The organism is Streptomyces sp. NPDC020884 (genome assembly GCF_044333935.1).
Lineage (GTDB): Bacteria > Actinomycetota > Actinomycetes > Streptomycetales > Streptomycetaceae > Streptomyces.
Map to the genome: position 1 here is coordinate 218,676 of NZ_JBIRRY010000008.1, position 20,885 is coordinate 239,560.

Genomic DNA, 20,885 nt, shown 5'->3' on the forward strand with positions numbered 1-20,885 from the left:
GCCAGGTCGACCGGGGCCGGGGCCGGGCCGTCAGCCCAGTCTGAGGTGGTGGAGCATCAGCAGGGCCGCCGCCATGTTCGCGGCGGGCACCTCGCCCCGGGCGATCATGTCGGGGATCACCTTGAGCGGTATCCACTCGCGGCGTGAGGACTCGAAGGCGTCCTGCGGGGGCCCGGTCCAGTGCGCCTCGTCGGACCAGTAGAGGTGATGGCGGGCGTCGGTGAGACCGTTCGCCGGTTCCACGGTGAGCAGCGGGCGCAGCTCACCGGGGCGCCAGCCGGTCTCCTCCTCCATCTCCCGTGCCGCCGCCGCGGCGATGTCCTCGCCGTCCTCGACGACGCCCGCGGCCAGTTCCCACCCCCAGCTGTCGGTGATGAACCGGTGCCGCCAGAGCAGCAGCACCTCGTTCGCCTCGTTGACGACGGTGGCGGCCGCGACGGGGCGCAGCCGGATGACGAAGTGGTCGAGGTGGCTGCCGTCGGGGAGCTGAACGTCCGCCAGATTCACCCGGAACCAGGGGTTCTGATACACATTCTGTTCGCTTAAGTTCGTCCACTGCACGGTTGTGCCGCCTTTCGACATGTTGGGGTCAACATGCCAGCAGGCTCGACTGCCGGGAGAACGAACGACGGGGCGTCGGCGGAGCTCACAGAGGCACGCGGAGCGCCTCGTCGATGAGATCGGTGGTCCCCACCGCGTCGGCGCACCCGCTCGCGGCCAGCTCGCGCCGGACCTGCCGCAGCCGGTCGCGCAGCCGCTGGGACTCCATGCCCCGGGCCCGCATCGCCATTTCGGCAGCTGTACCGGCCGCGCGGTCGGCCTCGCCCTGCAGCAGCTCGATATGACTGAGCATCGCAAGACGGTGCACGCGCCCCCGGTCGTGCGCCGGGGCGCGCACCGCGGAGGCCGCGTGCTCCCGGGCGGCGGGCAGATCCCCGAGCCCGAGCAGCGCCTCCGCCACCTGGACGTCGACCAGGCCCGGCTGGACGTACCCCGTCTCGTCCGGCTCCCGGCCGGTGTGGATCCGGCCCGCCTGGGCCTCCGCCCGCCCGATACAGGCGCGGGCGCTCGCCGCATCGCCGAGCTGGGCGTACGCCTTGGCCTGCATGGCGTGCAGGTCGGCGGCCAGGGCCGGGGTGATGTGCCCTCCGGCGGCCCGCAGCGCGGCCTCGGCGAAGGCGATGGAGCGGCGGTAGTCCCCGAGGAACAGCGACTGGGTGACCAGCAGGGCGATCACATAGCCGCCGAGGCCCCGGTCCCCGCTGGACTTGGCGAGCCGCAGCGCCTGGTGGAAGTAGCGCTGGGCCAGGCCGTGGGCGTCGGAGTCGTAGGCGCAGATGCCCGCCACCGCCACCAGTCCCGCCGTCGCCCGGTGCAGGGCCCGGCCCAGGGAGTCGCTGTAGCCGCCGCGCAGCAGCGGCGCGGCTTCCGCGTTGAGGAAGCGGACGACCCGGGACCTGGTCGCGATGCCGCCCGTCTTGCGGTACATCTGCTCGTAGTGGTCGCGGGCCGCCTTGAGCATCGCTATGTCGGCGGCGCTCACGCGGCCGGGTCCGGGGCGGGAGACGTCGGTGTCCTCCGGCGGGTTCTCCCACTCCCAGACCGGCATCACTGCCGGGGTGCCCGTGACGGCGGGCACGGTGGCCAGGTGCGGGCGCTGCTGTTCGTCCGAGCGCCACAGGGCGGTGGCCCGCTCGACGAACCCGGAGAGGGAGGCGCCCTCGGCGCCGGTGTCCGTCCCCGACGCGGCGAAGGCCCCCATCCCGACGTCGTCGAGCCCGACGGGCCGCCCCAGCCGGCCGGCCAGCACCTCGCAGATCAGGTCGGGCACCTGCCCGCGCGGGCGCTGGCCCTTGAGCCAGCGGGAGACCGCCGTGTGTTCGTACCGCAGGCTCAGCCCGCGGGTCAGGCCCGCCCGGTTGACGTGACCGGCCAGGCCCGCCCGGGAGACACCGGACTCCTCGATCAGCGATTCGAGCAGGACATTGGGCTCCATCGTCCCCCCAGGTGCGTGTCGCAATGAGCCTAGTGGAGCACGATTCACACGGGGTGTGAACGGAATGCCCGAACCCTCCTGCTGTGCGCTCTGCCGCGCGGGTCCCGGGCTCGGTTGAATGAACTCCCTCGCAAGAGGCGGCCCGGGTCGTCGGCTCCCCCTCGTCATGGCCCACGACCCGCACCCGCGCCGTCCGCACTGCTGACCTGCCCGACACTCCGAGGCAGCGCGGACGGCGCCCGGACCACACGGCCCACTGACCGACGACGAAGGAGGGTGGCTGCGGAACGGAGGCCGGAACCGCGTTCCTCCCGGTTCCCGCTCCGGATCCGGCGTGTGGTCCCTCCGCCGCTCGGCGGGAGAAGGAGAAGGGGCGTATCCGGTGGCCGGATACGCCCCTTCTCCATGTCTCCCCGGGGTACTACGCCCCGCGCAGCACCGCGCCCGTGCGCTCGGCGGCCAGGGCCACCGCGCTGTCGCGGGCGGCCGAGGCCTCCTCGACGGTCAGCGTGCGGTCGGCGGCGCGGAAGCGCAGCGCGTACGCCAGGGACTTGTTGCCCCCGCCGATCTGCTCGCCGGTGAAGACGTCGAACAGCCGCAGCGATTCGAGGAGTTCACCCGCGCCCTCGCGCAGCGCCCGCTCCACGTCGGCGGCCGGGACGTCCCCGGCGACGACGAGCGCGACGTCCTGGGTCGCCACCGGGAAGGTGGAGATCCGCGGCGCCTGGAGCGCTCCGTCGACGGCCTGCTCCAGGACGTCGAGCTCGACCTCCGCGGCGCAGGTCCGCTCGGGCAGGTGGAGCGCCTTGATCACGCGCGGGTGCAGTTCGCCCGCGTGTCCGAAGAGGGTCTCCTCGCCGTTCACGCTGACGTACAGCCCGGCGCAGCGGCCCGGGTGCCACGGGGCGTGCTGGTCGGCGCGGACGGTGACCTCGACGCCGGCCTCGGCGGCGATCGAGCGGGCCGCCTCGACGGCGTCCGCCCAGGTCGCCGGGGTGCCCTTGCCCCACCAGCCGGACTGCTCGCGGGCGCCCGCGAGGACGACGGCGGCACGGCGCGGCTGGCGCGGCAGGGCCGCGTCCAGAGCGGCGATCTCCTCGTCGGTGGGCCGGCGGTCGACGGGCAGCCGGACGGCGTGGGTCTCCGCACCGGTGGGCCTGAAGACGAGACCGGTCTCGAAGAGTGCCAGGTCGTGGCTGCCACGGCCGTCGTTGCGCCGCAGTGCGCCGAGGAGTCCCGGCAGCAGCGTGGTGCGCAGCGCCGGCTCCTCGTCGGAGATCGGGTTGACCAGCGTGACCGTGCGGCGGCGCGCGTCGTCCGCCTCCAGGCCGAGCTGGTCCAGGACCGCGTCGCCGATGAACGGGTAGTTCAGCGCCTCGACGTAACCGGCTCCGGCCAGCACCCGGCCGATGCGGCGGTGCAGCCGCTGGCGGTCGGTGAGACCGCGGCCGGAGGGGGGCGTCGGCAGCGTGGAGGGCAGGTTCTCGTAGCCCTCCAGCCGGATGACCTCTTCGGCCAGGTCGTTCGGCTCGTTGAGGTCGGGCCGCCAGGACGGGACGGTGACGATCAGCTCGTCCTGCCCGTAGACGTCGCAGCCGACCTGCTGGAGGCGGCGGACGACGGTCTCGCGGCCGTAGTCCACACCGGCCACCCTGTCCGGGTGGTTCGCCGGCATCGCGATGGTGCGCGGCGCGGACGGGGCGGTGATCTCGGTGACCCCGGCCTCGGCGGTGCCGCCCGCGAGGAGGACCAGCAGGTCGACCGTGCGCTGCGCGGCAGCGGCGGCGGCCTGCGGGTCGACGCCGCGCTCGAAGCGCTTGGACGCCTCGGAGGACAGCTTGTGGCGGCGCGCGGTGCGGGCGATCGAGATCGCGTCGAAGTGCGCGGCCTCGATGACGACCTCGGTGGTGAGGGCGCTCTCGCCGTCCGCGTCGGCGATCTCGGTGTTGGCGCCGCCCATGACGCCCGCGAGGCCGATCGGCCCGCGGTTGTCGGTGATGACCAGGTCCTCGGCGTCCAGCACGCGCACGGTGCCGTCCAGCGTGGTGAGCTTCTCGCCCTGGGTGGCGCGGCGCACGCCGATCGGCCCGTCGACCCGGGTGCGGTCGTAGGCGTGCAGCGGCTGGCCGAGCTCCAGCATCACGTAGTTCGTGATGTCGACGGCCAGCGAGATCGGCCGCATCCCGGCCTTCTGCAGCCGGCGCTGCATCCAGATCGGGGAGCGGGCCTCGGGCTGGAGACCGGTGACGGTGCGCGCGGTGAAGCGGTCGCAGCGCGAGGGCTCCGAGATCTCGACCGGGTAGCCGTACGCGTTCGGCGCGGGCACGTCCAGGAGCGCCGGGTCGCGCAGCGGCAGCCCGTAGGCGATGGCGGTCTCGCGGGCGACCCCGCGCATCGACAGGCAGTAGCCCCGGTCCGGGGTGACGGCGATGTCGAGGACCTCGTCGACGAGCTGGAGCAGCTCGATCGCGTCGGTGCCGACCTCGTGCTCCGGCGGCAGCACGATGATGCCGTGCGTGCCGTCGTCGCCCATGCCGAGCTCGTCGGTGGAGCAGATCATGCCGTGCGAGGTCTTGCCGTACGTCTTGCGGGCGGCGATCGCGAAGTCGCCGGGCAGGACCGCGCCCGGGAGGACCACGACGACCTTGTCGCCGACCGAGAAGTTACGGGCGCCGCAGACGATCTCCTGCGGTTCGCCGGTTCCGTTGGCGGTGCCGACGTCGACCGTGCAGAAGCGGATGGGCTTCTTGAACCCCTCCAGCTCCTCGATGGTCAGGACCTTGCCGACGACCAGGGGGCCCTTGAGGCCCGCGCCGATCTGCTCGACGGTCTCGACCTCGAGGCCGACGGAGACGAGCTTGGCCTGTACGTCACGGCCGGTCTCCGTCGCCGGCAGGTCGACGTACTCCCGCAGCCAGGAAAGCGGGACGCGCATCAGATCTCCATCCCGAACGGCCGGGTGAACCGGACGTCGCCCTCGACCATGTCTCGCATGTCTTCGACGTTGTGGCGGAACATCAGCATCCGTTCGATGCCGAACCCGAAGGCGAATCCGCTGTACTTCTGGGGGTCGACGCCGCAGGCGGTGAGCACCTTGGGGTTGACCATGCCGCAGCCGCCGAGCTCGATCCAGCCCTCGCTGCCGCAGGTGCGGCAGGGGCGGTCCGGGTTGCCGACGGACTCGCCGCGGCAGACGTAACAGACCATGTCCATCTCGGCGGACGGCTCGGTGAACGGGAAGAAGTTCGGCCGCAGCCGGGTCTTCATGTCCGGCCCGAAGAGCGCCTGGACCATGTGGTCGAGGGTGCCCTTGAGGTCGGCCATGGTGAGGCCCTCGTCGACGGCGAGCAGCTCGATCTGGTGGAAGACCGGGGTGTGCGTGGCGTCCAGCTCGTCGGTGCGGTAGACCCGGCCGGGGCAGACCACGTAGACGGGGGGCTTGCGCTCCAGCAGGGAGCGGGCCTGGACCGGCGAGGTGTGCGTACGCAGCACGACGCCGGACTCGTCACCCTCGGTCGCCTTGCCGTCGGGGGTGGTACCCCGGACGAAGAAGGTGTCCTGCATCTGGCGGGCCGGGTGGTCGGGCACGAAGTTCAGGGCGTCGAAGTTGAACCACTCCGCCTCGACCTCGGGGCCCTCGGCGATCTCGTAGCCCATGGCCACGAAGACGTCCGCGACGCGCTCCATGATGGTCGTCAGGGGGTGGCGGGCGCCGGCCGGGACGCGGTCGTAGGGCAGCGTGACGTCCACGGCCTCCTCGACGAGCACCCGGGTGTCCCGCTCGGCCTCCAGCTCCGCCTGGCGGGCGGCCAGCGCCTTGGAGACGGCGCCGCGGGCCTGGCCCACGCGCTTGCCCGCCTCGGCCTTGGCCTGCGGGGGCAGGGCGCCGATCTCGCGGTTGGCGAGGGACAGCGGCGAGGCGCCTCCGGTGTGCGCGGTCTTCGCCTGGGCGAGCGCGTCGAGGTCGCCGGCGGCGGCGAAGGCGGCGAACGCCTCGTCCCGCAGGCGCTCGATCTCTTCCGGTTTCAGTGCCTCGACCTCGACTGGGTCGTACGACTTGTTCGGTGCCGACATCTCTTCCCGTGCTTCCGATTGGCTGGTGGCGCGACCCGGCTCGACGACCGCAGGACGCAAAGGTGCCAAAGGTCGAGTCTAAAGGCCGCAGGACGGTCGGGGAGCCCGCGGGCTGCTCACACCAGGTAGGCGGGCATGCTCACGGGCAGAATAAATCGGAACTCGGCTCCGCCGCCGGGTCCCCGGTCGACAGTGATCGTGCCGCCGTGCGCCTCGACGATGCCCTTGACGATGTAGAGGCCCAGGCCCGTGCCGCCGCGCTTGCTCCCCCGCCAGAAGCGGGTGAAGACACGGCCCATCGACTCCTCGGGAATGCCGGGGCCTTCGTCGCTCACGGTGACAGCCGTTCCCATCGCGTCGCTCGTCCCCGGCGCGGGTGCCGGGGCGATCTCAATGGTGACGGTTCCCTCGCCGTGGCGCACCGCGTTTTCCAGGAGGTTGCCAAGGACCTGGTCGACCTTGTCGGGGTCGGCCCACAGGTCGGGCAGCGGCCCCCGGGTGCGGACGAGGAAGCGCTCGGCGGCCTGGCCGCCGGTGATGAGCGCCTGGATGTGCCGTGCCACGGCGGCGGAGACGTCGACCGGCTGGCGGCGCAGCTCCAGGCGGCCGGAGTCGATCCGGGAGATGTCGAGCAGCTCGGCGATGAGCCGGGTGACCCGCCCGGCGTCGGCGTCGACGGTCTCCAGCATCAGCCGCTTCTGGTCGTCGGTGAACCGCTCCCACTTCGCGAGCAGGGTGGCGGTGAACCCTTTGACCGAGGTCAGCGGGGAGCGCAGCTCGTGGGCGACGGTGGCGATCAGCTCGGCGTGGCTGCGTTCGGTGCGCCGGCGGGCCTCGGTGCCGCGCAGGGACACGACCACCCGGCGCACCGGCCCCTTGGGCCGCTCGCGGACATAGCGGGCGGAGACGAGGACTTCGCGGCCGCCGGGCAGCAGCAGGTTGCGCTCGGGCTGGCCGCCCCGGGTGGCGAGTCCGCCGTACGGGTCGGTGAGCGTCCACCAGCGCTTGCCCTTGAGGTCCTCCAGCGGGAGGGCGGCTTCCAGGGGGCGGCCGATCGCGTCGGCGCTGGGGGTGGCGGTGATGCGGGCGGCGGCGGCGTTGAAGCAGATGACGTGCCCGCTCTCGTCGGCGACGACGAGACCGTCGGGAAGGTCGTCCGGGTCGATGCCCGCGCCGAGGCCGTCCGGACCGGCCGCTGCCCCGCCCGGTCCCTCGCCCGCAGTGCGCGGGGCGGTGGTGTGCGCCGGTCGCGGCGAGCTCATGCCGACAGCCATATTCCCGTATCTCCACCTCTCGAACCGGTGCAGTGGGCCCCCGAGTTCGTCACCCTACTAGGCGGCGGTGAACGGGCGACACCCTGTGGGGGCGCGCGGTGGGAGTGCGCCGGTGGACACCGTACGGGAATGGCCGGGACCGTTCGGTGACGGACCGCCGGACGACGTGAGGGTTACGCGGCGGGGGCGCGCCGCGGGCGCTGCGCGCGGGCCGACGCGTAGAGGCAGACGGCGGCGGCGGTGGCGAGGTTGAGGCTCTCGGCCCTGCCGTGGATGGGGACGCGGACGACGGCGTCGGCGAGCGCGCGGGTCTCCTCGGGCAGCCCCCAGGCCTCGTTGCCGAAGACCCAGGCGGTGGGGCCGCCCATGGTGCCCGCGTCCAGCTCGTCGTCCAGGTCGTCCGCCCCGGCCCCGTCGGCGGCGAGGATGCGCACCCCGGCGTCGCGCAGGCCCTGCACGGCCTGTTCCACGGGGACGCCGACGGCGACGGGCAGGTGGTAGAGCGAACCGACCGAGGCCCGTACGGACTTGGGGTTGTAGAGGTCGACCGAGGCGTCGGTGAGGACCACGGCGTCCGCACCGGCGGCGTCCGCGCAGCGCAGTACCGTACCGGCGTTCCCGGGGTCGCGGACATTGGCCAGAACGGCCACCAGCGTGGGCTTGGCGTCGAGGATCTCCTGGAACGGGCTGTCCAGGAAGCGGCAGACGCCGATGAGGCCCTGCGGGGTGACGGTCTGCGACACGTCGGCGAGGACGTCGTTGTCGGCCAGGTGCACCCGGGCGCCCGCCGCGTGGGCGGCCTCGACGATGTCGGCGTACCGGTCGGCGGCCTCGGGGGTGGCGAACAGCTCGATGAGGGTCGGCTCCCCGTCGCCTCCCCGGTGGGCGGCGGCCTCCCGCACGGCCTGCGGCCCCTCGGCGATGAACCTGCGCTCCTTGCCGCGGAAGTTCCGTCTGGCCAGCCGGCGGGCGGCGGCGACACGGGGGGAACGCGGGGAGATCAGTTCGGGGGTGCCCATGGTCGGCGGCGAGCCTCTCTGCGTACGGCTGTGGCGGTGGGGGTGGGGCGTCGGCGGATCAACGCACCGGACCCGCAGGCGGCGTGCGCCTGCGGGTCCGGTTCGCGTACCTGGAAGGTGGTGCCTGGATCAGGCGGCCTTCGGGGCGTTGACATCGCTCGGGAGGGCCTTCTGAGCGACCTCGACGAGGGTGGCGAACGCGTTGGCGTCGTTGACCGCGAGCTCGGCCAGGATCTTGCGGTCCACCTCGATGTTGGCGGCCTTCAGACCCTGGATGAGGCGGTTGTACGTCATGCCGTTCTGGCGGGCAGCGGCGTTGATGCGCTGGATCCACAGCTGACGGAAGTCGCCCTTGCGCTTCTTGCGGTCGTTGTAGTTGTAGACCAGGGAGTGGGTGACCTGCTCCTTGGCCTTGCGGTACAGACGCGAGCGCTGACCGCGGTAGCCGCTGGCGGCTTCGAGGATTGCCCGGCGCTTCTTGTGGGCGTTGACTGCCCGCTTGACGCGTGCCACTTGTTAACTCCTTGTAGCGGGGCCGTGGGTGTCTTCACACGGCCCGGAAACGAATTGGTCCCGGTGTGATCGAGGTCGTGCCTCCGGAGCGATCCGGAGGCCGAACCTCACTTGCCGAGAAGCTTCTTGATCTTCTTGGCGTCGGCCGGAGCCACGACGACCGTGCCGGTCAGCGAGCGGGTCTTCTTGGACGACTTGTGCTCGAGCAGGTGGCGCTTGCCGGCCCTCTCGCGAAGCACCTTGCCGGAGCCGGTGATCTTGAAGCGCTTGCTGGCACCGCTGTGCGTCTTGTTCTTCGGCATCGCGCCGTTCTCTCCTCGTCAGTGGCGCCCCTCACGGTGCGGGGCACCGGACTGCAGGGGCGTCAGATCTCTATGGGATTCCGGGATGACCCGGGGGCGCCTGGATGGCGACCCCCGAAGGTCACGCCTCGGAAGGTGTCTCGGCCGGAGCCTCGACCGCTTCGGCCGGAGCCTCTGCGGTGTCACCCTCGGACGCGGCGTCGGTCGTGCCCTGACGCTCGGCCTTGCGGGCGGCCTGGGCCTCACGGGCTTCGGCCATGGCTTCGGTCTTCTTCTTGTGCGGGCCCAGAACCATGATCATGTTCCGGCCGTCCTGCTTCGGGTTGGACTCGATGAAGCCGAGGTCCTCGACGTCCGAAGCCAGACGCTGGAGCAGTCGGAAGCCCAGCTCCGGGCGGGACTGCTCACGACCACGGAACATGATCGTGATCTTGACCTTGTCGCCCTGCTTGAGGAACCGGACGACGTGACCCTTCTTGGTGTCATAGTCGTGCGGGTCGATCTTCGGCCGGAGCTTCATCTCCTTGATGACCGTGTGCGCCTGGTTCTTGCGCGCCTCACGGGCCTTCATGGCCGACTCGTACTTGAACTTCCCGTAGTCCATGAGCTTGCACACGGGCGGACGGGCTGTCGCCGCCACCTCGACCAGGTCGAGGTCATACTCCTGTGCGAGTTCCAGGGCCTTGGCAAGCGGAACAATCCCGACCTGCTCACCGCTGGGACCGACAAGTCGGACCTCGGGAACGCGAATCCGGTCGTTGATGCGGGGCTCGGCGCTGATGGATCCTCCTCGGTAGCACCACGTGGCCGCCTGGCGGACAGCCGCGTAACGTCTTATAACGTCAAGACCAACCGCGCCGGAAGCACAAAAATGCCCCGGACGGGACACAGGCGAGGCTCCAGGAACTACCGGAGCACCGCCGCGGTCAACCGCGGGGCGCATCGGACGGTTCCATCGTCCGTACGGAACGATGGGGACCGTCTGACCGGTGACCCGCCGTCCGATGAGGACAGCCAGGTGGGAGATCGGAGCCTCCACTTGTGGGCCGGGCACATAGATGTCCGGCCGGTCGTTACACGAGGCTAGCACCCCGTGTACGCGTGCGCTAATCACGTGTCTCCTTCGGGACCCCGAAGCGCCTCCCGCGCGCGGGAGGCCGATGGCCTGGCCTTATCGTGTGGGCATGAGTGACGCGACCCCCAGCAGTGAGAACCCCGGCTTCGACGACATGGCCCGCGACATCGCGGAGGTCCCCGCGGTCGAGGTGATCGTGACGGTCGCCGTCAACCTGATGAGCGCAGCCGCCGTGAAGCTCGGACTCACCGAGGAGGGCGAGCAGCACAAGGACCTCGACGAGGCCCGCAAGCTGGTCCAGGCACTGGCCGGACTGCTGGACGCGAGCGCCACGGAGATCAGCACCTTCCACGCCTCGCCGCTGCGCGACGGTCTCAAGTCCCTCCAGCTCGCCTTCCGCGAGGCCTCGCTGGTGCCGGACGAGCCCGGCCATGGCCCCGGCGAGAAGTACACCGGGCCGGTCTACGGCTAGCCGCCCCCTCCCCCGTACGCCCGGGAGCCCGCCGTCCCCCCGTGGGGCGGCGGGCTCCCGCGTGTGCGGGGGAAGCGGCGGTTCTCAGACGGCGTCCTCGGTCTCCACGGGCAGGATGTTGGGGTAGGGGTGGGTGAGCCGGTGGGCGTAGGCGGCGATCACTCCGCCGACCAGGGGCGCGACGATGAACAGCCAGAGCTGGGAGAGGGCCGCGCCGCCCGCGAAGAGCGCCGGGCCGAAGCTGCGCGCCGGGTTGACCGAGGTGCCGGTCAGCGGGATGCCCACCAGGTGGATCGCGGCGAGCGCCAGGCCGATGGGCAGCCCGTCGAAGCCGGTGACCGCCACTTTGTGGGTCACCGCGAGGACCACGTAGACGAGCAGGAACGTGAGCACCACCTCGGCGAGGAAGGCTCCGCCGATGTTGATGCCGACCGCCGACCGGTCGCCGTAGCCGTTGGTGCCGAACTCGCCGCTGGTCTCGAGCCCGGGGATCTGCTTGGCCAGCAGGAACAGCAGGGCCGCGCCGACGATCGCGCCGAGGAACTGGGCCACCCAGCGCTCCACGGCGCTGCGGAGGTCGATCCGGCCGGCCATCAGCATGCCCAGCGTCACCGCCGGGTTCACATGGCAGCCGGAGATCGGTCCCAGCGCGTAGGCGAGCGCGAGGAGGGTGAAGCCGAAGGTGAGGGCGATGCCCACCGTGCCGAGGTACTCGACGGCGACCACCGCGGACCCCACGGCGAAGAACACCAGCAGCAGGGTGCCGAGGAACTCTGACGCCACGATCCGCTTCTGCATGGAACCACCTCGCGATGTCGTCCGGTTGGTCGGATTCCTCCGATTTCCCCGACAATTCTCACGGCGGCGGGCGCTTCGCGCTCGTCGGGCCGGACCGACCGCTGGTCAGCGGGCGAAGAGAGGCTCCCCCGGCGTGGCCGTACCGGCGGGCAGGAGAGCCAGGTCCAGGCCGCTCACCAGCCGGGCCCGCAGCACCTCGCTGGCCGAGAGCGCACGGGCGATGCGGCGGGCCGCCTCGGCGGGCACCGCGTCCGGGGCGAGGACGAGCGCGAGGGTGCCGTCCGCGCTGCCGGGCCCGAGATGGGCGCGGACCACGGCGGGGTCGGCGGCCACGGTCTCCCGTACGGCGTCGATGACCGCGGGGTCCTGGAGCGGGTCGATGCTGACGCGGTTCTCGGCCAGCGCCAGCAACGCCTGCCCGCTCAGCTCGAAGGCCACGGGCCCGGCGAGGTCCAGCACCACGGTGTCGGCCTTCTCGTGGGCGGCGGCCGCGAGTGCCTGGTGCAGCGGTACGGCGACGGGGCGCGCCTCGGGGTCCCAGAGCGCGAGCGAGGCGGTCGAGGTGAAGGCGGGGAGCGCGCACCGGTCGCCGGCCCGGAGGGTGGGGACGGCCATGTCGCTGGTCTTCTCGCGCCGGAGCCCCTTCTCGTCCTCCTCGACCTCGCCGAGGACGGCGACGACGGGGACCAGGAGCCGGGCGTCCCGCAGAGCCGCGAGGACCGGGCCGACGGCGCTCCGGTCCCGGGACCAGGCGTCCAGTGCCCGGGTCAGGGCGGGGGACGCCGAGCCGTCGTCGTCGGAGAAACCGGGGTCCGGAATGTTCTTGAGCTCCACGGGACGAGGGTAGTGCCTGGCCCCTCGCGGCTTGCCCGCAGGTGGGCGGGACCCGGACCTCAGCGCTCCGTCGCCGCGGCGAGCAGGGCGAGCGCCTCGTCGCGGGCGTGGGCGACGGGGTCCGGGAAGACCTTCAGTCCTTCAGTCCGTGGGCGACCAGGGCCCCTTCGTGCAGCAGCATGAGGGTCCGGCCCCGCGCGACCGCAGGAGCGCGGTGCCCGGGGTGGCCCGGTGAGGTGGTGCGGGCGGGGCGCGTTCAGCGGCGGCCGGGGGCGTTCCTGCCGCGCCACAGGACGACGGCGACGGCCAGCAGCGCCGCGCCGAAGCCGCCGGCGAGCGGGGCGGCCCAGTTGGCCGTCCCGCTGTCCTTACGGGTGGGGGCAGGGCCCTCGCCGAAGTACCGCCCCCGGTGTCCCGCCGGGGCGGCCTTGGCGTCCAGGTCCGCCGGGCGCAGCCGGGAGCCCGCCTCGATGGCCTCCGCCGGGTCGACGATGCCGTAGCCGCGGGCGTCGTCGCGGCCGGGCGCGGGGGCGTCGCGGGCCGTGTCGGCGAGGAGCTTCTTGATCTGGGCCGGGCCGAGGCCGGGGTGGGCGGCACGGACCAGGGCGACCGCGCCGGAGACGAACGCGGCGGCGGCCGAGGTGCCCCACTCGATGTAGTAGTGCCCGTCCGGGTTGGCGACCACGATGTCGACGCCGGGGGCGCTGACGGTGGCGTACCAGCGGCGGGTGGAGAACGAGGCGTGGGTGCCGTACTCGTCGACGGCGGCGACCGCGATCACTCCGGGGTAGGCGGCGGGGTAGGAGATCCGGTCCCCCTTCTCGCCGCCGTTGCCGGCCGAGGCGACCACGGGCACGCCCTTGGACAGGGCGTACTGGATGGCCGCGTCCTCGCCGGGGTCGGGGTGGGCGGACTTGCTGTCGTCGCCCAGGGAGAGGTTGATGACGTCGGCGCCGTTGTCGGCGGCCCAGCGGATGCCGTCGGCGAGGGCGGTGCCGCGGGACTTGCGGGCCTCGGCGCGGGCCGGGTCCTTGGACTCCAGGATCACCCGGACCGGCAGGATCCGGGCCTCGGGGGCGATGCCGAGGATGCCGTCGGCGCGCCCGGGGCCGTTGCCGCGACCGGCGATGATGCCGGCCATCGCCGTGCCGTGCAGGGCCCAGGAGGAGTCACCGCGAGCCGCGCCGAAGCCCACGAGATCCTTGCCGGGAAGCACCTGGCCCGTCAGGTCGGGGTGGGCGTCGTCGACCCCGGTGTCCAGGACGGCGACGGTCACACCCTGTCCCCGGGTGGTCTCCCAGGCCCGGTCCGTGTGCAGGGCCTCCAGGGCCCACTGCTGGTCGCGGATGGCGTCCGCGTGGGCGGGTGCGACGGGGGCGAGGGCCAGGACTGCGGCGGCGCAGACCGCGGTGAGGACGCGGTGGGGTCGTCGGGTCATCCGGGCTGCTCCGTGAGTTCGGCGACGGTCGTGCGCAGCCCGCGCTCCACCCGGTCCGCGATGCCCTTCGCCTCGTGGCCGAGCCCGGCCTGGGCGATGTCCGTCGTGGCGCCCGACGCCATGGCGTCGGCCGCGGGCTGCGGGTCGGCGACGGTACGGCCGTCCGCGAAGCCGGACACGGCGAGGACAACGACCGGGATTTCGGTGAGCGGGTTGACCGTCCAGCTGGCGCGCTGCCGGACGCCGAAGGAGGCCGCGGGTGTGCCCTCGGGAGCGTACGTACGGGGCATGAGGTCCTTGCGCGCGGCGAGCTTCTGCTCGGTGAAACGGGTGCGCAGGGCCTGCATGGACGGGGCGTCGGCCTCGGTGAAGACCAGGCCGACGGTGGTGACGGTGGAGCGGGTGGCGTCGGTGTAGGTGGCGCGCACCAGCCGCTCGCAGCCGACGGACCGGAGCGTGGTCAGGAGCAGCGGGTCGAGTCCGTCGGTGCAGGTGCTGTCGGCGGCGACCGCGATCCGGGTCCAGGTCCGGTGGGAGCCGCCGGGGCCCGCGCCCTTGCCCGGGAGGGTGCGCGGGAACAGCGTGTCGACGGGGACGCTGTGCCAGGCGCTGCGCGCGGTGGTGTACGGGGTCCGGGTGGTCTCGGCCGAGGAGTCGCCGGTCAGCCAGGCTCCGGTGGCCGCCCCGCCGATCAGCCCGAGGCCGAGCACCCCGCAGACGGCGGCCGCAGCGGTGCGCCACCGCTGCCGGGGCCGGACCGGCCGCAGCCGGGTCGTGGTCTCGGCGGGGGTCTCCGGATGGCTGTACCGGACCGGCGCCCGGTAGTGCCCGGGGGGCGGCGGGACGGCTCCCGGCGCGGGCGTCAGATCGACGGCCCCGACGGGCCTGCGCCGGGTGACGGGCTGCGGACCGGGGGGCGGGTCCGCGCGCATGGGGCTCGCGGAGGGCGGTGCGGGCGCGGGGGCGGGCCGCTGGACGGGCGGGGCGGGGGTGGGCTGGGGGGCGACCCGGGCTGGGCCGGGGGGTGCGGGCTGCGGGGTCGGTGCGGACTGCCGGGCCGATGGGGCCGACGCTGCCTGCGGAGCCGGTCCTGTCGGACGGCCCGGTGTGGGCTGCGGGTTCGGTGCAGCCGGACGGCCCGGTACGGCCTGCGCAGGGGTCGATGCGGGCTGCGGGACATGCGGGGCCACCCGGGCGGCGGTGGGTGCGGCCTGCGAGGCCTGCGGGGCGACCCTGGCGGGAGCAGCCGGTGCGGCCTGTGGGGCCTGCGAGTTCGGTGCGGCCTGCTGGGCCGATGGGTCCTGCGCTACCTGCGGGGCCACTCGGGCAGAGGCGGTCGGTGCAGCCTGCGGGGCCACCCGGGCGGGAGCAGCCGGTGCGGCCTCCGGGGTCGGTGCGCCCGGACGGACCGGTGCGGCCTGCTGGGCCGGTGCGGCCTGCTGAACCGAAGGTGCCGAAGGTGCCGAAGGTGCCGGACGAGCCGGTGGGACCGCACGGGCCGCCAGAGTGAAGCGGGCCGGCGGGGCCTTCGGGTCCAGCGGAGCCGGTGCAGCGGAGTGGATCGGCGGGGTCTGCGGGATCGGTGCAGCCGGGCCGTGCGGCGAGGGCTGCTGGGCCGGGGCCTGGGGGGCGGACTCGGGGGGCTGCGGCGCGGGGGCCTGGGGCGTGGGAGGGGTGGTCGGGCGGGGCGGCACAGGGGCGCGCTGCGCTTCGGTACTCATCCGGCCCCCTGCTTACACGTCCTCGTACCGACCACGGATCACCGCCGCTGACAGGCCCGTTGGTGCTCGCGTGCACGTCACTCTACGGGCTGCGGGCGAGCGGCGGGGAACGGGACGCCCCGGGCGCGGGAGGATCTGTCCTGATCGTCCCCCTACCCAGCCGTAGCGGCTCTCTGGCAAGCTGCGGCCATGACTGCCCGCGCCGCTGACCGGACCCGGTACAACCGGGCCACCGCCCATCTCGACGCCCCGATCGCCATCGTCGATCTGGACGCGTTCGACGCCAACGCCGACGATCTGGTGCGGCGGGCGGCCGGGAAGCCGGTCCGGGTGGCGAGCAAGTCGGTGCGGTGCCGGGCCCTGCTCGAGCGGGTGCTCGCGCGCCCCGGGTTCGCCGGGATCATGTCGTACACGCTGGCGGAGTCGCTGTGGCTGGCGCGGGCCGGGTTCGACGACGTCCTGCTGGCCTACCCCTCGGCAGACCGGGCCGCCTTCGCCGAGCTGGCCGCCGATCCGAAGCTCGCCGCGGCCGTGACAGTGATGGTCGACGACCACGCCCAGCTGGAGCTGATCGACGCCTCCCGGGCGGGCGGGCGGGAGGAGATCCGGGTCTGCCTGGAGCTGGACACCTCGCTGCGGATGCTGGGCGGCCGGGTGCGGATCGGGGCGCTGCGCTCGCCGCTGCGGTCCCCCGCCCAGCTGGCCGAGCTGGCCCGCTCGGTGAACCGGCGGCCGGGCTTCCGGCTGGTGGGGCTGATGGCGTACGAGGGTCATGTCGCCGGGGTCGGCGACGCACTGGCGGGGCGGCCGCTGCGGTCCCGGGCGATCCGGCTGATGCAGGCGGCGGCCCGCAAGGAGCTGGCGGTGCGCCGGGCCGAAGTCGTGCGGGCGGTCCGGGCGGTCGTGCCGGACCTGGAGTTCGTGAACGGCGGTGGGACGGGCAGCGTGCAGCACACCGCTGCCGAGGCCGCGGTGACGGAGATCGCGGCCGGTTCGGGGCTGTACGTGCCCCGGCTGTTCGACAACTACACGTCGTTCACCGGACGCCCCGCGGCGCTGTTCGCCCAGCCCGTGGTGCGGCGGCCGGGCGTGGGCGTGGTGACGGTGCTCGGGGGCGGCTATCCGGCGTCCGGCGCGGCCGGCGCGGACCGCTCGCCGGTGCCGTATCTGCCCGAAGGGCTGCGCTACGACGCGCAGGAGGGCGCCGGCGAGGTGCAGACGCCGCTGCTGGGCTCCCCCGCCGACGACCTGCTGATCGGCGACAAGGTGTGGTTCCGGCACGCCAAGGCCGGGGAGCTGTGCGAGCGCTTCGACGCCCTGCACCTGATCGAGGGCGACCGGGTCACGGCGAGTGTTCCGACCTATCGGGGCGAGGGACGCACCTTCCTCTGACCCGCGCGCCCCAGCCCCGGGAACCCGGCCCCGCCCCGGCCCCGGGAACCCGGCCCCGCCCCGGCCCCGGGAACCCGCTCAGGGGCCGATGGACGCGCCCACGCCGCCGCTCGTCGCGCTGTCGCCGAGCGGGCGGATGCCCCGGGTGATGGTGTCCATCAGGGAGAGCGGCAGCTCGGGGACGTCGGCGTCGAAGGCGAAGCGGACGATCACCGGGGTCCCGGTGCCCACCGAGGAGGGGAAGACGAGGGACTGCACGTACCCGCCGGGGCCCTTGCCCGTGGTGACCTGCCAGCGCACCAGGTAGCCGGTGCGTCCGGCGACGGTCAGCTCCTGCGCCTTGAGCACCCGGTGGGACCTGATGCCGCCGTGGGTGCGCCGGCCGATGCTGTCCTCCTCGAAGGCCGCGTCGGCCGCGGTGACGATGTCGGTCTCGGCCAGCGCCTTCGCCGCGGTCTCGCCGCCCCGGGCGGTGCGGGTGGTGACCGTGCCGTGGTAGCAGAACGACGCGGCGCCGGGGCAGTCGTAGGACTGTTCGGTGCGGATGGTGGAGGCGTCGTCGGAGGTGTTCTCCGGCTTCTCCCAGCCCTCGGGCACCGGCAGGGTGATTCCGTTGAGCTGGTCGACGAGGACCGTGGGGTCCTCGTCCGGGGCGGGCGCGGCGGAGGAGGCGGTGGCCGTGGGGGTGGAGGAGGTCGCGGCGGGGGACGAGACGGCCGTCCTGGGGGCCGCCGGCGTACCGCCTTCGTCGCGGCCCAGCAGCACCGCGCCGGTGACGGCCGCGCCCACGACCAGGGCCCCGGAGAGCGTGATCGCCAGGACCTTCGTCCGGTTGCCGCCCCCGGCCTCGCCCCGGGGGTCGCGCTGGTGCGACAGAGGTGTCGGCGGGCCGAACGCCCCCGGTGCGGGCGGCTGTTGCGGTGCGGCGTGGGCGGCGGCGAGCGGGCGGGTGTGCGCGGTCCAGGCCGCGCCGTCCCACCAGCGTTCGGTGCCGGGTGCGCCCGTGTCCGGATACCAGCCGGGCGGCGTCGCGTAACTCATGCTCACACTCTAGAGTCCGGCTCCGACACGGTCGCCGGGGTTCCCGGCCTTCTCGGGGTCAGGAGTTCTGGCCGGTCAGGGACAGCAGATCGCGGGCCGGTCCGGTGGGACGGTGGCCGGAGGGCCAGACGGCGCGCAATTGGCGGCGCAGCCGTACCCCCGCGACGGGGACCTTGACGAGGCGACGGGACGACAGCTCCTCGCCGAGGGCCAGTTCGCTCAGGACGCAGGGGCCCGCGCCGCTCTCGGCCGCGCTCTTGGCCGCCGTGGTGGAGGAGAGTTCCAGCAGCGGCTGGGCCAGGCCGCCGTGCACGGCCAGCGCGGCGTCCAGGACCTGGCGGGTGCCGGAGCCGTGTTCACGCAGGATCAGCGGGGTGGCGGCGAGCTCACCGGGCAGCAACGGGGTGCGGCGGCGGGCCCAGGGATGGCTGGGGGCGACCACGACGACCAGCCGGTCGTGGGCGATGACGGTGCCGTCCAGGCCCTCCGGTATCGACAGGCCCTCGACGAAGCCGAGGTCGGCCTCGCCGGTGACCAGGCGGCGGGCGACGGACGCGGAGTTGCCGACGAGCAGCGAGACCGCGGTGTCCGGCCGTTCCCCGCGCAGGGCGATCAGCCAGCCCGGCAGCAGGTATTCGGCGATCGTCATGCTGGCGGCGACCCGCAGCCGGGAGTCGCGGCGGTCGCGCAGCGCCTGGGCGCCCGCGTCGAAGGCCTCCGCCGCTTCGACGATCCGGCGCGCCCAGTCGGTGACCAGGGCGCCCGCGTCGGTGAGCCGGGAGCCGCGCGGGGACCGGTCCAGCAGGGCGACGCCGAGCTGCCGCTCCATGGACCGGACGCGGCTGGAGGCGGCGGGCTGGGTGATGCCGACGTCCCGCGCGGCCCGCCCGAGGCTGCCGTGCCGGGCGACGGCGAGCAGCAGTTCCAGCGCTCCGAGGTCCGGGACCCGGTGGGAGAGAAGGATGGGGGGCTGCTGTGCTTCGCCGGTCATCAAGCCAGCTTATGGCCTCATAGGAGCGGGGTCCCTGGTGGGCGGGGGCCGGGCCGCGAAGAATCGTGGCATGGCCATCTTTCCGCAGACCCGGACCGCTCCCCCGTCGCCCCCGGTCGCCCTGTCCCCCCGGCCGGTGGGGGCGTCCGACGGCCCGGAGCGACTGCCGTCCCTGCGGCACATCGGCCCGAACTGGTACGCGAGCGTCATGGGCACCGCGATCGTCGCGAGCGCCGGCGCCGCGCTCCCGGCGGGCGTTCCCGGTCTGCGCGCCGCCTGCATCCTCGTGTGGGCGCTGTCGGCCGTGCTGCTCCTGGCCGTCCTCACCGCGCGGGCCGGGCACTGGATCTGCCATCGCGACCAGGCCCGCGCCCATCTGATGGACCCGGCGGTCGCCCCGTTCTACGGCTGTCTGTCGATGGCCCTGCTGGCCGTCGGCGGGGCCACCCTGACGGTGGGCGGGGACGTGGTGGGCGCGCGGGCGGCGCTCGCGGTGGACGTGGTGCTGTTCGTGGCGGGCACGGCGGTGGGGCTGGCCGCCGCGGTCGTGGTGCCGTATCTGATGGTGGTGCGCCACCGCCCCGCGCCGGGCACCGCGTCGCCGGTCTGGCTGCTGCCACTGGTCGCGCCGATGGTGTCGGCCTCGCAGGGCGCGCTGCTGGTGCCGCACCTGGGGGCCGGGCAGGGGCGTGAGGCGCTGCTGCTGGCCTGCTACGCGATGTTCGGTCTGTCGCTGCTGGCCACCCTGGTGGTGCTGCCGCTGGTCTTCTCCCGGCTGGTCCACCACGGCCCGCTGCCGCTCGCGCTGACCCCGACGCTGTTTCTGGTGCTGGGGCCGCTCGGGCAGTCGACGACCGCCGTGAACCAGCTGGCCGACGCGGCTCCGGGCGCGGTCGGGGCTCCTTACGCCTCGGCGTTCGGCGCCTTCGCCGTGCTGTACGGGGTGCCGGTGATGGGCTTCGCGCTGCTGTGGCTGGCCCTGGTGACCGCGATGGTGGTGCGGGCAGCGCGGGACGGGATGGGGTTCGCGATGACCTGGTGGGCGTTCACCTTCCCCGTCGGTACGTGTGTGACGGGGGCGGCGGGTCTGGCGCGGCACACCGGGCTGGACGCGCTGACCTGGCTGGCGGTGGCGCTGTACGTGCTCCTGGTCGCGGCCTGGGCGGCGGCCGGCACGCGGACGGCGCGCGGGGTGCTCAGCGGAGCGCTGACGGCAGCGCCCGTGCCGCCTCGGCCAGCGACGGCCCGTACCAGGTGAGCAGCCGCCCGTCGACGAGCGCGGCGGGCAGCGCGGGAAAGGCCTCGGGCCCGTCGTCCGCGGTGAACCGGTAGGGCTCGTCGGGCAGCACGACCAACTCGGCCCCGGAGGCGTTCAGCTCGCCGAGGGGGATGCGCGGGTAGCGCTCGGCGTGGTCCGCGTACACGTTGCGGATCCCGAGGCGGGCGAGGAGGTCGCCGGCGAAGGTGTCGTGGCCCAGCACCATCCAGGGCCTGCGCCAGATGGGTACGACGGCGGGGCGCGGGCTCCCGGAGGGTGCGGGCAGGGCGGCCCAGGCGGCCTCGGCCTCGTCCAGCCAGCGGGGCCGGGCGAGCCCGCAGCCGGTGACCAGGACCCGGTGCAGTTCGGCGAGGGCCTGGTCCAGGGTGCGGATATCGGTGACCAGGATGTCGAGCCCGGCGGCCCGCAGTGCGTCCAGGTCGGGGGCGCGGTTCTCCTCCTCGTTGGCGATCACGAGGTCGGGGGCGAGGGCGGCGATCGCGGCCACGTCCGGGTTCTTCGTGCCGCCGATCCGGGCGGCGGTGAGATCCGCGGGGTGGGTGCACCAGTCGGTGACGCCGACGAGCAGTCCGGGTGCGGTGACGGCGACGGCCTCGGTGAGCGAGGGAACCAGCGAGACGACGCGCACGGACAGCCTTTCGGGAGGGGACGGCCTTTCGGGAAGGA

Annotated in this window: 19 protein-coding genes and 1 pseudogene; 3 read left to right on the plus strand and 17 right to left on the minus strand. The window is 73.7% G+C overall.

Going from position 1 to position 20,885, the window contains the following annotated elements; genetic code table 11:
* Nucleotides 1–30: 30 nt before the first annotated feature.
* The 9 genes from ACH4UK_RS24590 to infC form a co-directional block, all read right to left on the minus strand.
* Nucleotides 31–561, minus strand: coding sequence for an NUDIX domain-containing protein (locus ACH4UK_RS24590; RefSeq protein ID WP_398359575.1), 531 nt, complete (start codon nucleotides 559–561; stop codon nucleotides 31–33).
* Nucleotides 562–646: 85 nt separating this feature from the next.
* On the minus strand, nucleotides 647–1,996 hold the full coding sequence (locus ACH4UK_RS24595; RefSeq protein ID WP_398359577.1) for a transcriptional regulator: 1,350 nt from the start codon (nucleotides 1,994–1,996) through the stop codon (nucleotides 647–649).
* Nucleotides 1,997–2,417: 421 nt separating this feature from the next.
* Nucleotides 2,418–4,931, minus strand: coding sequence for a phenylalanine--tRNA ligase subunit beta (gene pheT / locus ACH4UK_RS24600; RefSeq protein ID WP_398359579.1), 2,514 nt, complete (start codon nucleotides 4,929–4,931; stop codon nucleotides 2,418–2,420).
* Nucleotides 4,931–6,070 carry a phenylalanine--tRNA ligase subunit alpha gene (gene pheS, locus ACH4UK_RS24605; protein ID WP_398359581.1) on the minus strand — a complete coding sequence of 380 codons (1,140 nt, stop codon included), beginning with the start codon at nucleotides 6,068–6,070 and terminating at the stop codon, nucleotides 4,931–4,933. Before pheS ends, pheT begins: the two co-directional genes overlap by 1 nt.
* A 116-nt stretch (nucleotides 6,071–6,186) precedes the next feature.
* Nucleotides 6,187–7,344 carry an ATP-binding protein gene (locus ACH4UK_RS24610; RefSeq protein ID WP_398359582.1) on the minus strand — a complete coding sequence of 386 codons (1,158 nt, stop codon included), beginning with the start codon at nucleotides 7,342–7,344 and terminating at the stop codon, nucleotides 6,187–6,189.
* Nucleotides 7,345–7,517: 173 nt separating this feature from the next.
* Nucleotides 7,518–8,363: a TrmH family RNA methyltransferase gene (locus ACH4UK_RS24615; RefSeq protein WP_398359584.1), complete on the minus strand. Its 846-nt coding sequence runs from the start codon at nucleotides 8,361–8,363 to the stop codon at nucleotides 7,518–7,520.
* A 129-nt stretch (nucleotides 8,364–8,492) separates the two neighbouring features.
* Nucleotides 8,493–8,876, minus strand: coding sequence for a 50S ribosomal protein L20 (gene rplT, locus ACH4UK_RS24620; protein ID WP_073737428.1), 384 nt, complete (start codon nucleotides 8,874–8,876; stop codon nucleotides 8,493–8,495).
* A gap of 107 nt (nucleotides 8,877–8,983) precedes the next feature.
* Nucleotides 8,984–9,178 carry a 50S ribosomal protein L35 gene (rpmI, locus tag ACH4UK_RS24625; protein ID WP_003970213.1) on the minus strand — a complete coding sequence of 65 codons (195 nt, stop codon included), beginning with the start codon at nucleotides 9,176–9,178 and terminating at the stop codon, nucleotides 8,984–8,986.
* Between the two features lie 121 nt (nucleotides 9,179–9,299).
* Nucleotides 9,300–10,016, minus strand: a complete 717-nt coding sequence (infC, locus tag ACH4UK_RS24630; protein WP_398359940.1) for a translation initiation factor IF-3 — start codon at nucleotides 10,014–10,016, stop codon at nucleotides 9,300–9,302.
* A 346-nt stretch (nucleotides 10,017–10,362) separates the two neighbouring features.
* Here infC and ACH4UK_RS24635 point away from each other — a divergent pair, with 346 nt between their 5' ends.
* Nucleotides 10,363–10,725 carry a DUF1844 domain-containing protein gene (locus tag ACH4UK_RS24635; RefSeq protein WP_010057174.1) on the plus strand — a complete coding sequence of 121 codons (363 nt, stop codon included), beginning with the start codon at nucleotides 10,363–10,365 and terminating at the stop codon, nucleotides 10,723–10,725.
* 84 nt (nucleotides 10,726–10,809) lie between these two features.
* Here the strand turns inward: ACH4UK_RS24635 and ACH4UK_RS24640 are convergent, their stop codons facing one another.
* From ACH4UK_RS24640 to ACH4UK_RS24660, 5 genes and pseudogenes are all read right to left on the minus strand, one after another.
* Entirely contained in the window at nucleotides 10,810–11,523 is a 714-nt protein-coding gene (locus ACH4UK_RS24640; protein WP_398359586.1) for an MIP family channel protein, read from the minus strand.
* A gap of 105 nt (nucleotides 11,524–11,628) precedes the next feature.
* Nucleotides 11,629–12,357, minus strand: coding sequence for an SseB family protein (locus ACH4UK_RS24645; protein WP_398359588.1), 729 nt, complete (start codon nucleotides 12,355–12,357; stop codon nucleotides 11,629–11,631).
* Nucleotides 12,358–12,416: 59 nt separating this feature from the next.
* Nucleotides 12,417–12,550: pseudogene (locus tag ACH4UK_RS24650) on the minus strand (TetR family transcriptional regulator); the annotation flags it as partial.
* 63 nt (nucleotides 12,551–12,613) lie between these two features.
* The gene (gene mycP, locus ACH4UK_RS24655) at nucleotides 12,614–13,795 is read right to left on the minus strand and encodes a type VII secretion-associated serine protease mycosin (RefSeq protein WP_398359590.1); all 1,182 of its coding nucleotides are present in this window, start codon (nucleotides 13,793–13,795) and stop codon (nucleotides 12,614–12,616) included.
* Entirely contained in the window at nucleotides 13,792–14,727 is a 936-nt protein-coding gene (locus ACH4UK_RS24660) for a hypothetical protein (protein WP_398359592.1), read from the minus strand. The genes mycP and ACH4UK_RS24660 overlap by 4 nt, the downstream gene beginning before the upstream one ends.
* Nucleotides 14,728–15,705: 978 nt before the next feature.
* Between ACH4UK_RS24660 and ACH4UK_RS24665 the strand changes: the two genes are divergently transcribed.
* Entirely contained in the window at nucleotides 15,706–16,908 is a 1,203-nt protein-coding gene (locus ACH4UK_RS24665; RefSeq protein ID WP_398359594.1) for an amino acid deaminase/aldolase, read from the plus strand.
* Between the two features lie 78 nt (nucleotides 16,909–16,986).
* Here the strand turns inward: ACH4UK_RS24665 and ACH4UK_RS24670 are convergent, their stop codons facing one another.
* Both ACH4UK_RS24670 and ACH4UK_RS24675 read right to left on the minus strand, forming a co-directional pair.
* A complete protein-coding gene (locus ACH4UK_RS24670; RefSeq protein ID WP_398359595.1) occupies nucleotides 16,987–17,949 on the minus strand; it encodes a DUF2510 domain-containing protein in 963 nt (320 codons plus the stop codon).
* A gap of 58 nt (nucleotides 17,950–18,007) precedes the next feature.
* Nucleotides 18,008–18,940: a LysR family transcriptional regulator gene (locus tag ACH4UK_RS24675; protein WP_398359597.1), complete on the minus strand. Its 933-nt coding sequence runs from the start codon at nucleotides 18,938–18,940 to the stop codon at nucleotides 18,008–18,010.
* A gap of 70 nt (nucleotides 18,941–19,010) precedes the next feature.
* Between ACH4UK_RS24675 and ACH4UK_RS24680 the strand changes: the two genes are divergently transcribed.
* On the plus strand, nucleotides 19,011–20,198 hold the full coding sequence (locus ACH4UK_RS24680) for a TDT family transporter (RefSeq protein WP_398359598.1): 1,188 nt from the start codon (nucleotides 19,011–19,013) through the stop codon (nucleotides 20,196–20,198).
* Here ACH4UK_RS24680 and ACH4UK_RS24685 read toward each other — a convergent pair.
* The gene (locus tag ACH4UK_RS24685; protein ID WP_398359600.1) at nucleotides 20,137–20,847 is read right to left on the minus strand and encodes a helical backbone metal receptor; all 711 of its coding nucleotides are present in this window, start codon (nucleotides 20,845–20,847) and stop codon (nucleotides 20,137–20,139) included. The genes ACH4UK_RS24680 and ACH4UK_RS24685 overlap by 62 nt on opposite strands.
* Nucleotides 20,848–20,885 lie beyond the last annotated feature (38 nt).

Coding starts and splice junctions, on each gene's coding strand:
- ACH4UK_RS24595 (WP_398359577.1), bottom strand. CDS start 1,996: ATGGAGCCCAATGTCCTGCTCGAATCGCTGATCGAGGAGTCCGGTGTC.
- pheT (WP_398359579.1), bottom strand. CDS start 4,931: ATGCGCGTCCCGCTTTCCTGGCTGCGGGAGTACGTCGACCTGCCGGCG.
- pheS (WP_398359581.1), bottom strand. CDS start 6,070: ATGTCGGCACCGAACAAGTCGTACGACCCAGTCGAGGTCGAGGCACTG.
- ACH4UK_RS24610 (WP_398359582.1), bottom strand. CDS start 7,344: ATGGCTGTCGGCATGAGCTCGCCGCGACCGGCGCACACCACCGCCCCG.
- ACH4UK_RS24615 (WP_398359584.1), bottom strand. CDS start 8,363: ATGGGCACCCCCGAACTGATCTCCCCGCGTTCCCCCCGTGTCGCCGCC.
- rpmI (WP_003970213.1), bottom strand. CDS start 9,178: ATGCCGAAGAACAAGACGCACAGCGGTGCCAGCAAGCGCTTCAAGATC.
- ACH4UK_RS24635 (WP_010057174.1), top strand. CDS start 10,363: ATGAGTGACGCGACCCCCAGCAGTGAGAACCCCGGCTTCGACGACATG.
- ACH4UK_RS24640 (WP_398359586.1), bottom strand. CDS start 11,523: ATGCAGAAGCGGATCGTGGCGTCAGAGTTCCTCGGCACCCTGCTGCTG.
- mycP (WP_398359590.1), bottom strand. CDS start 13,795: ATGACCCGACGACCCCACCGCGTCCTCACCGCGGTCTGCGCCGCCGCA.
- ACH4UK_RS24660 (WP_398359592.1), bottom strand. CDS start 14,727: ATGCGCGCGGACCCGCCCCCCGGTCCGCAGCCCGTCACCCGGCGCAGG.
- ACH4UK_RS24665 (WP_398359594.1), top strand. CDS start 15,706: ATGACTGCCCGCGCCGCTGACCGGACCCGGTACAACCGGGCCACCGCC.
- ACH4UK_RS24670 (WP_398359595.1), bottom strand. CDS start 17,949: ATGAGTTACGCGACGCCGCCCGGCTGGTATCCGGACACGGGCGCACCC.
- ACH4UK_RS24675 (WP_398359597.1), bottom strand. CDS start 18,940: ATGACCGGCGAAGCACAGCAGCCCCCCATCCTTCTCTCCCACCGGGTC.
- ACH4UK_RS24680 (WP_398359598.1), top strand. CDS start 19,011: ATGGCCATCTTTCCGCAGACCCGGACCGCTCCCCCGTCGCCCCCGGTC.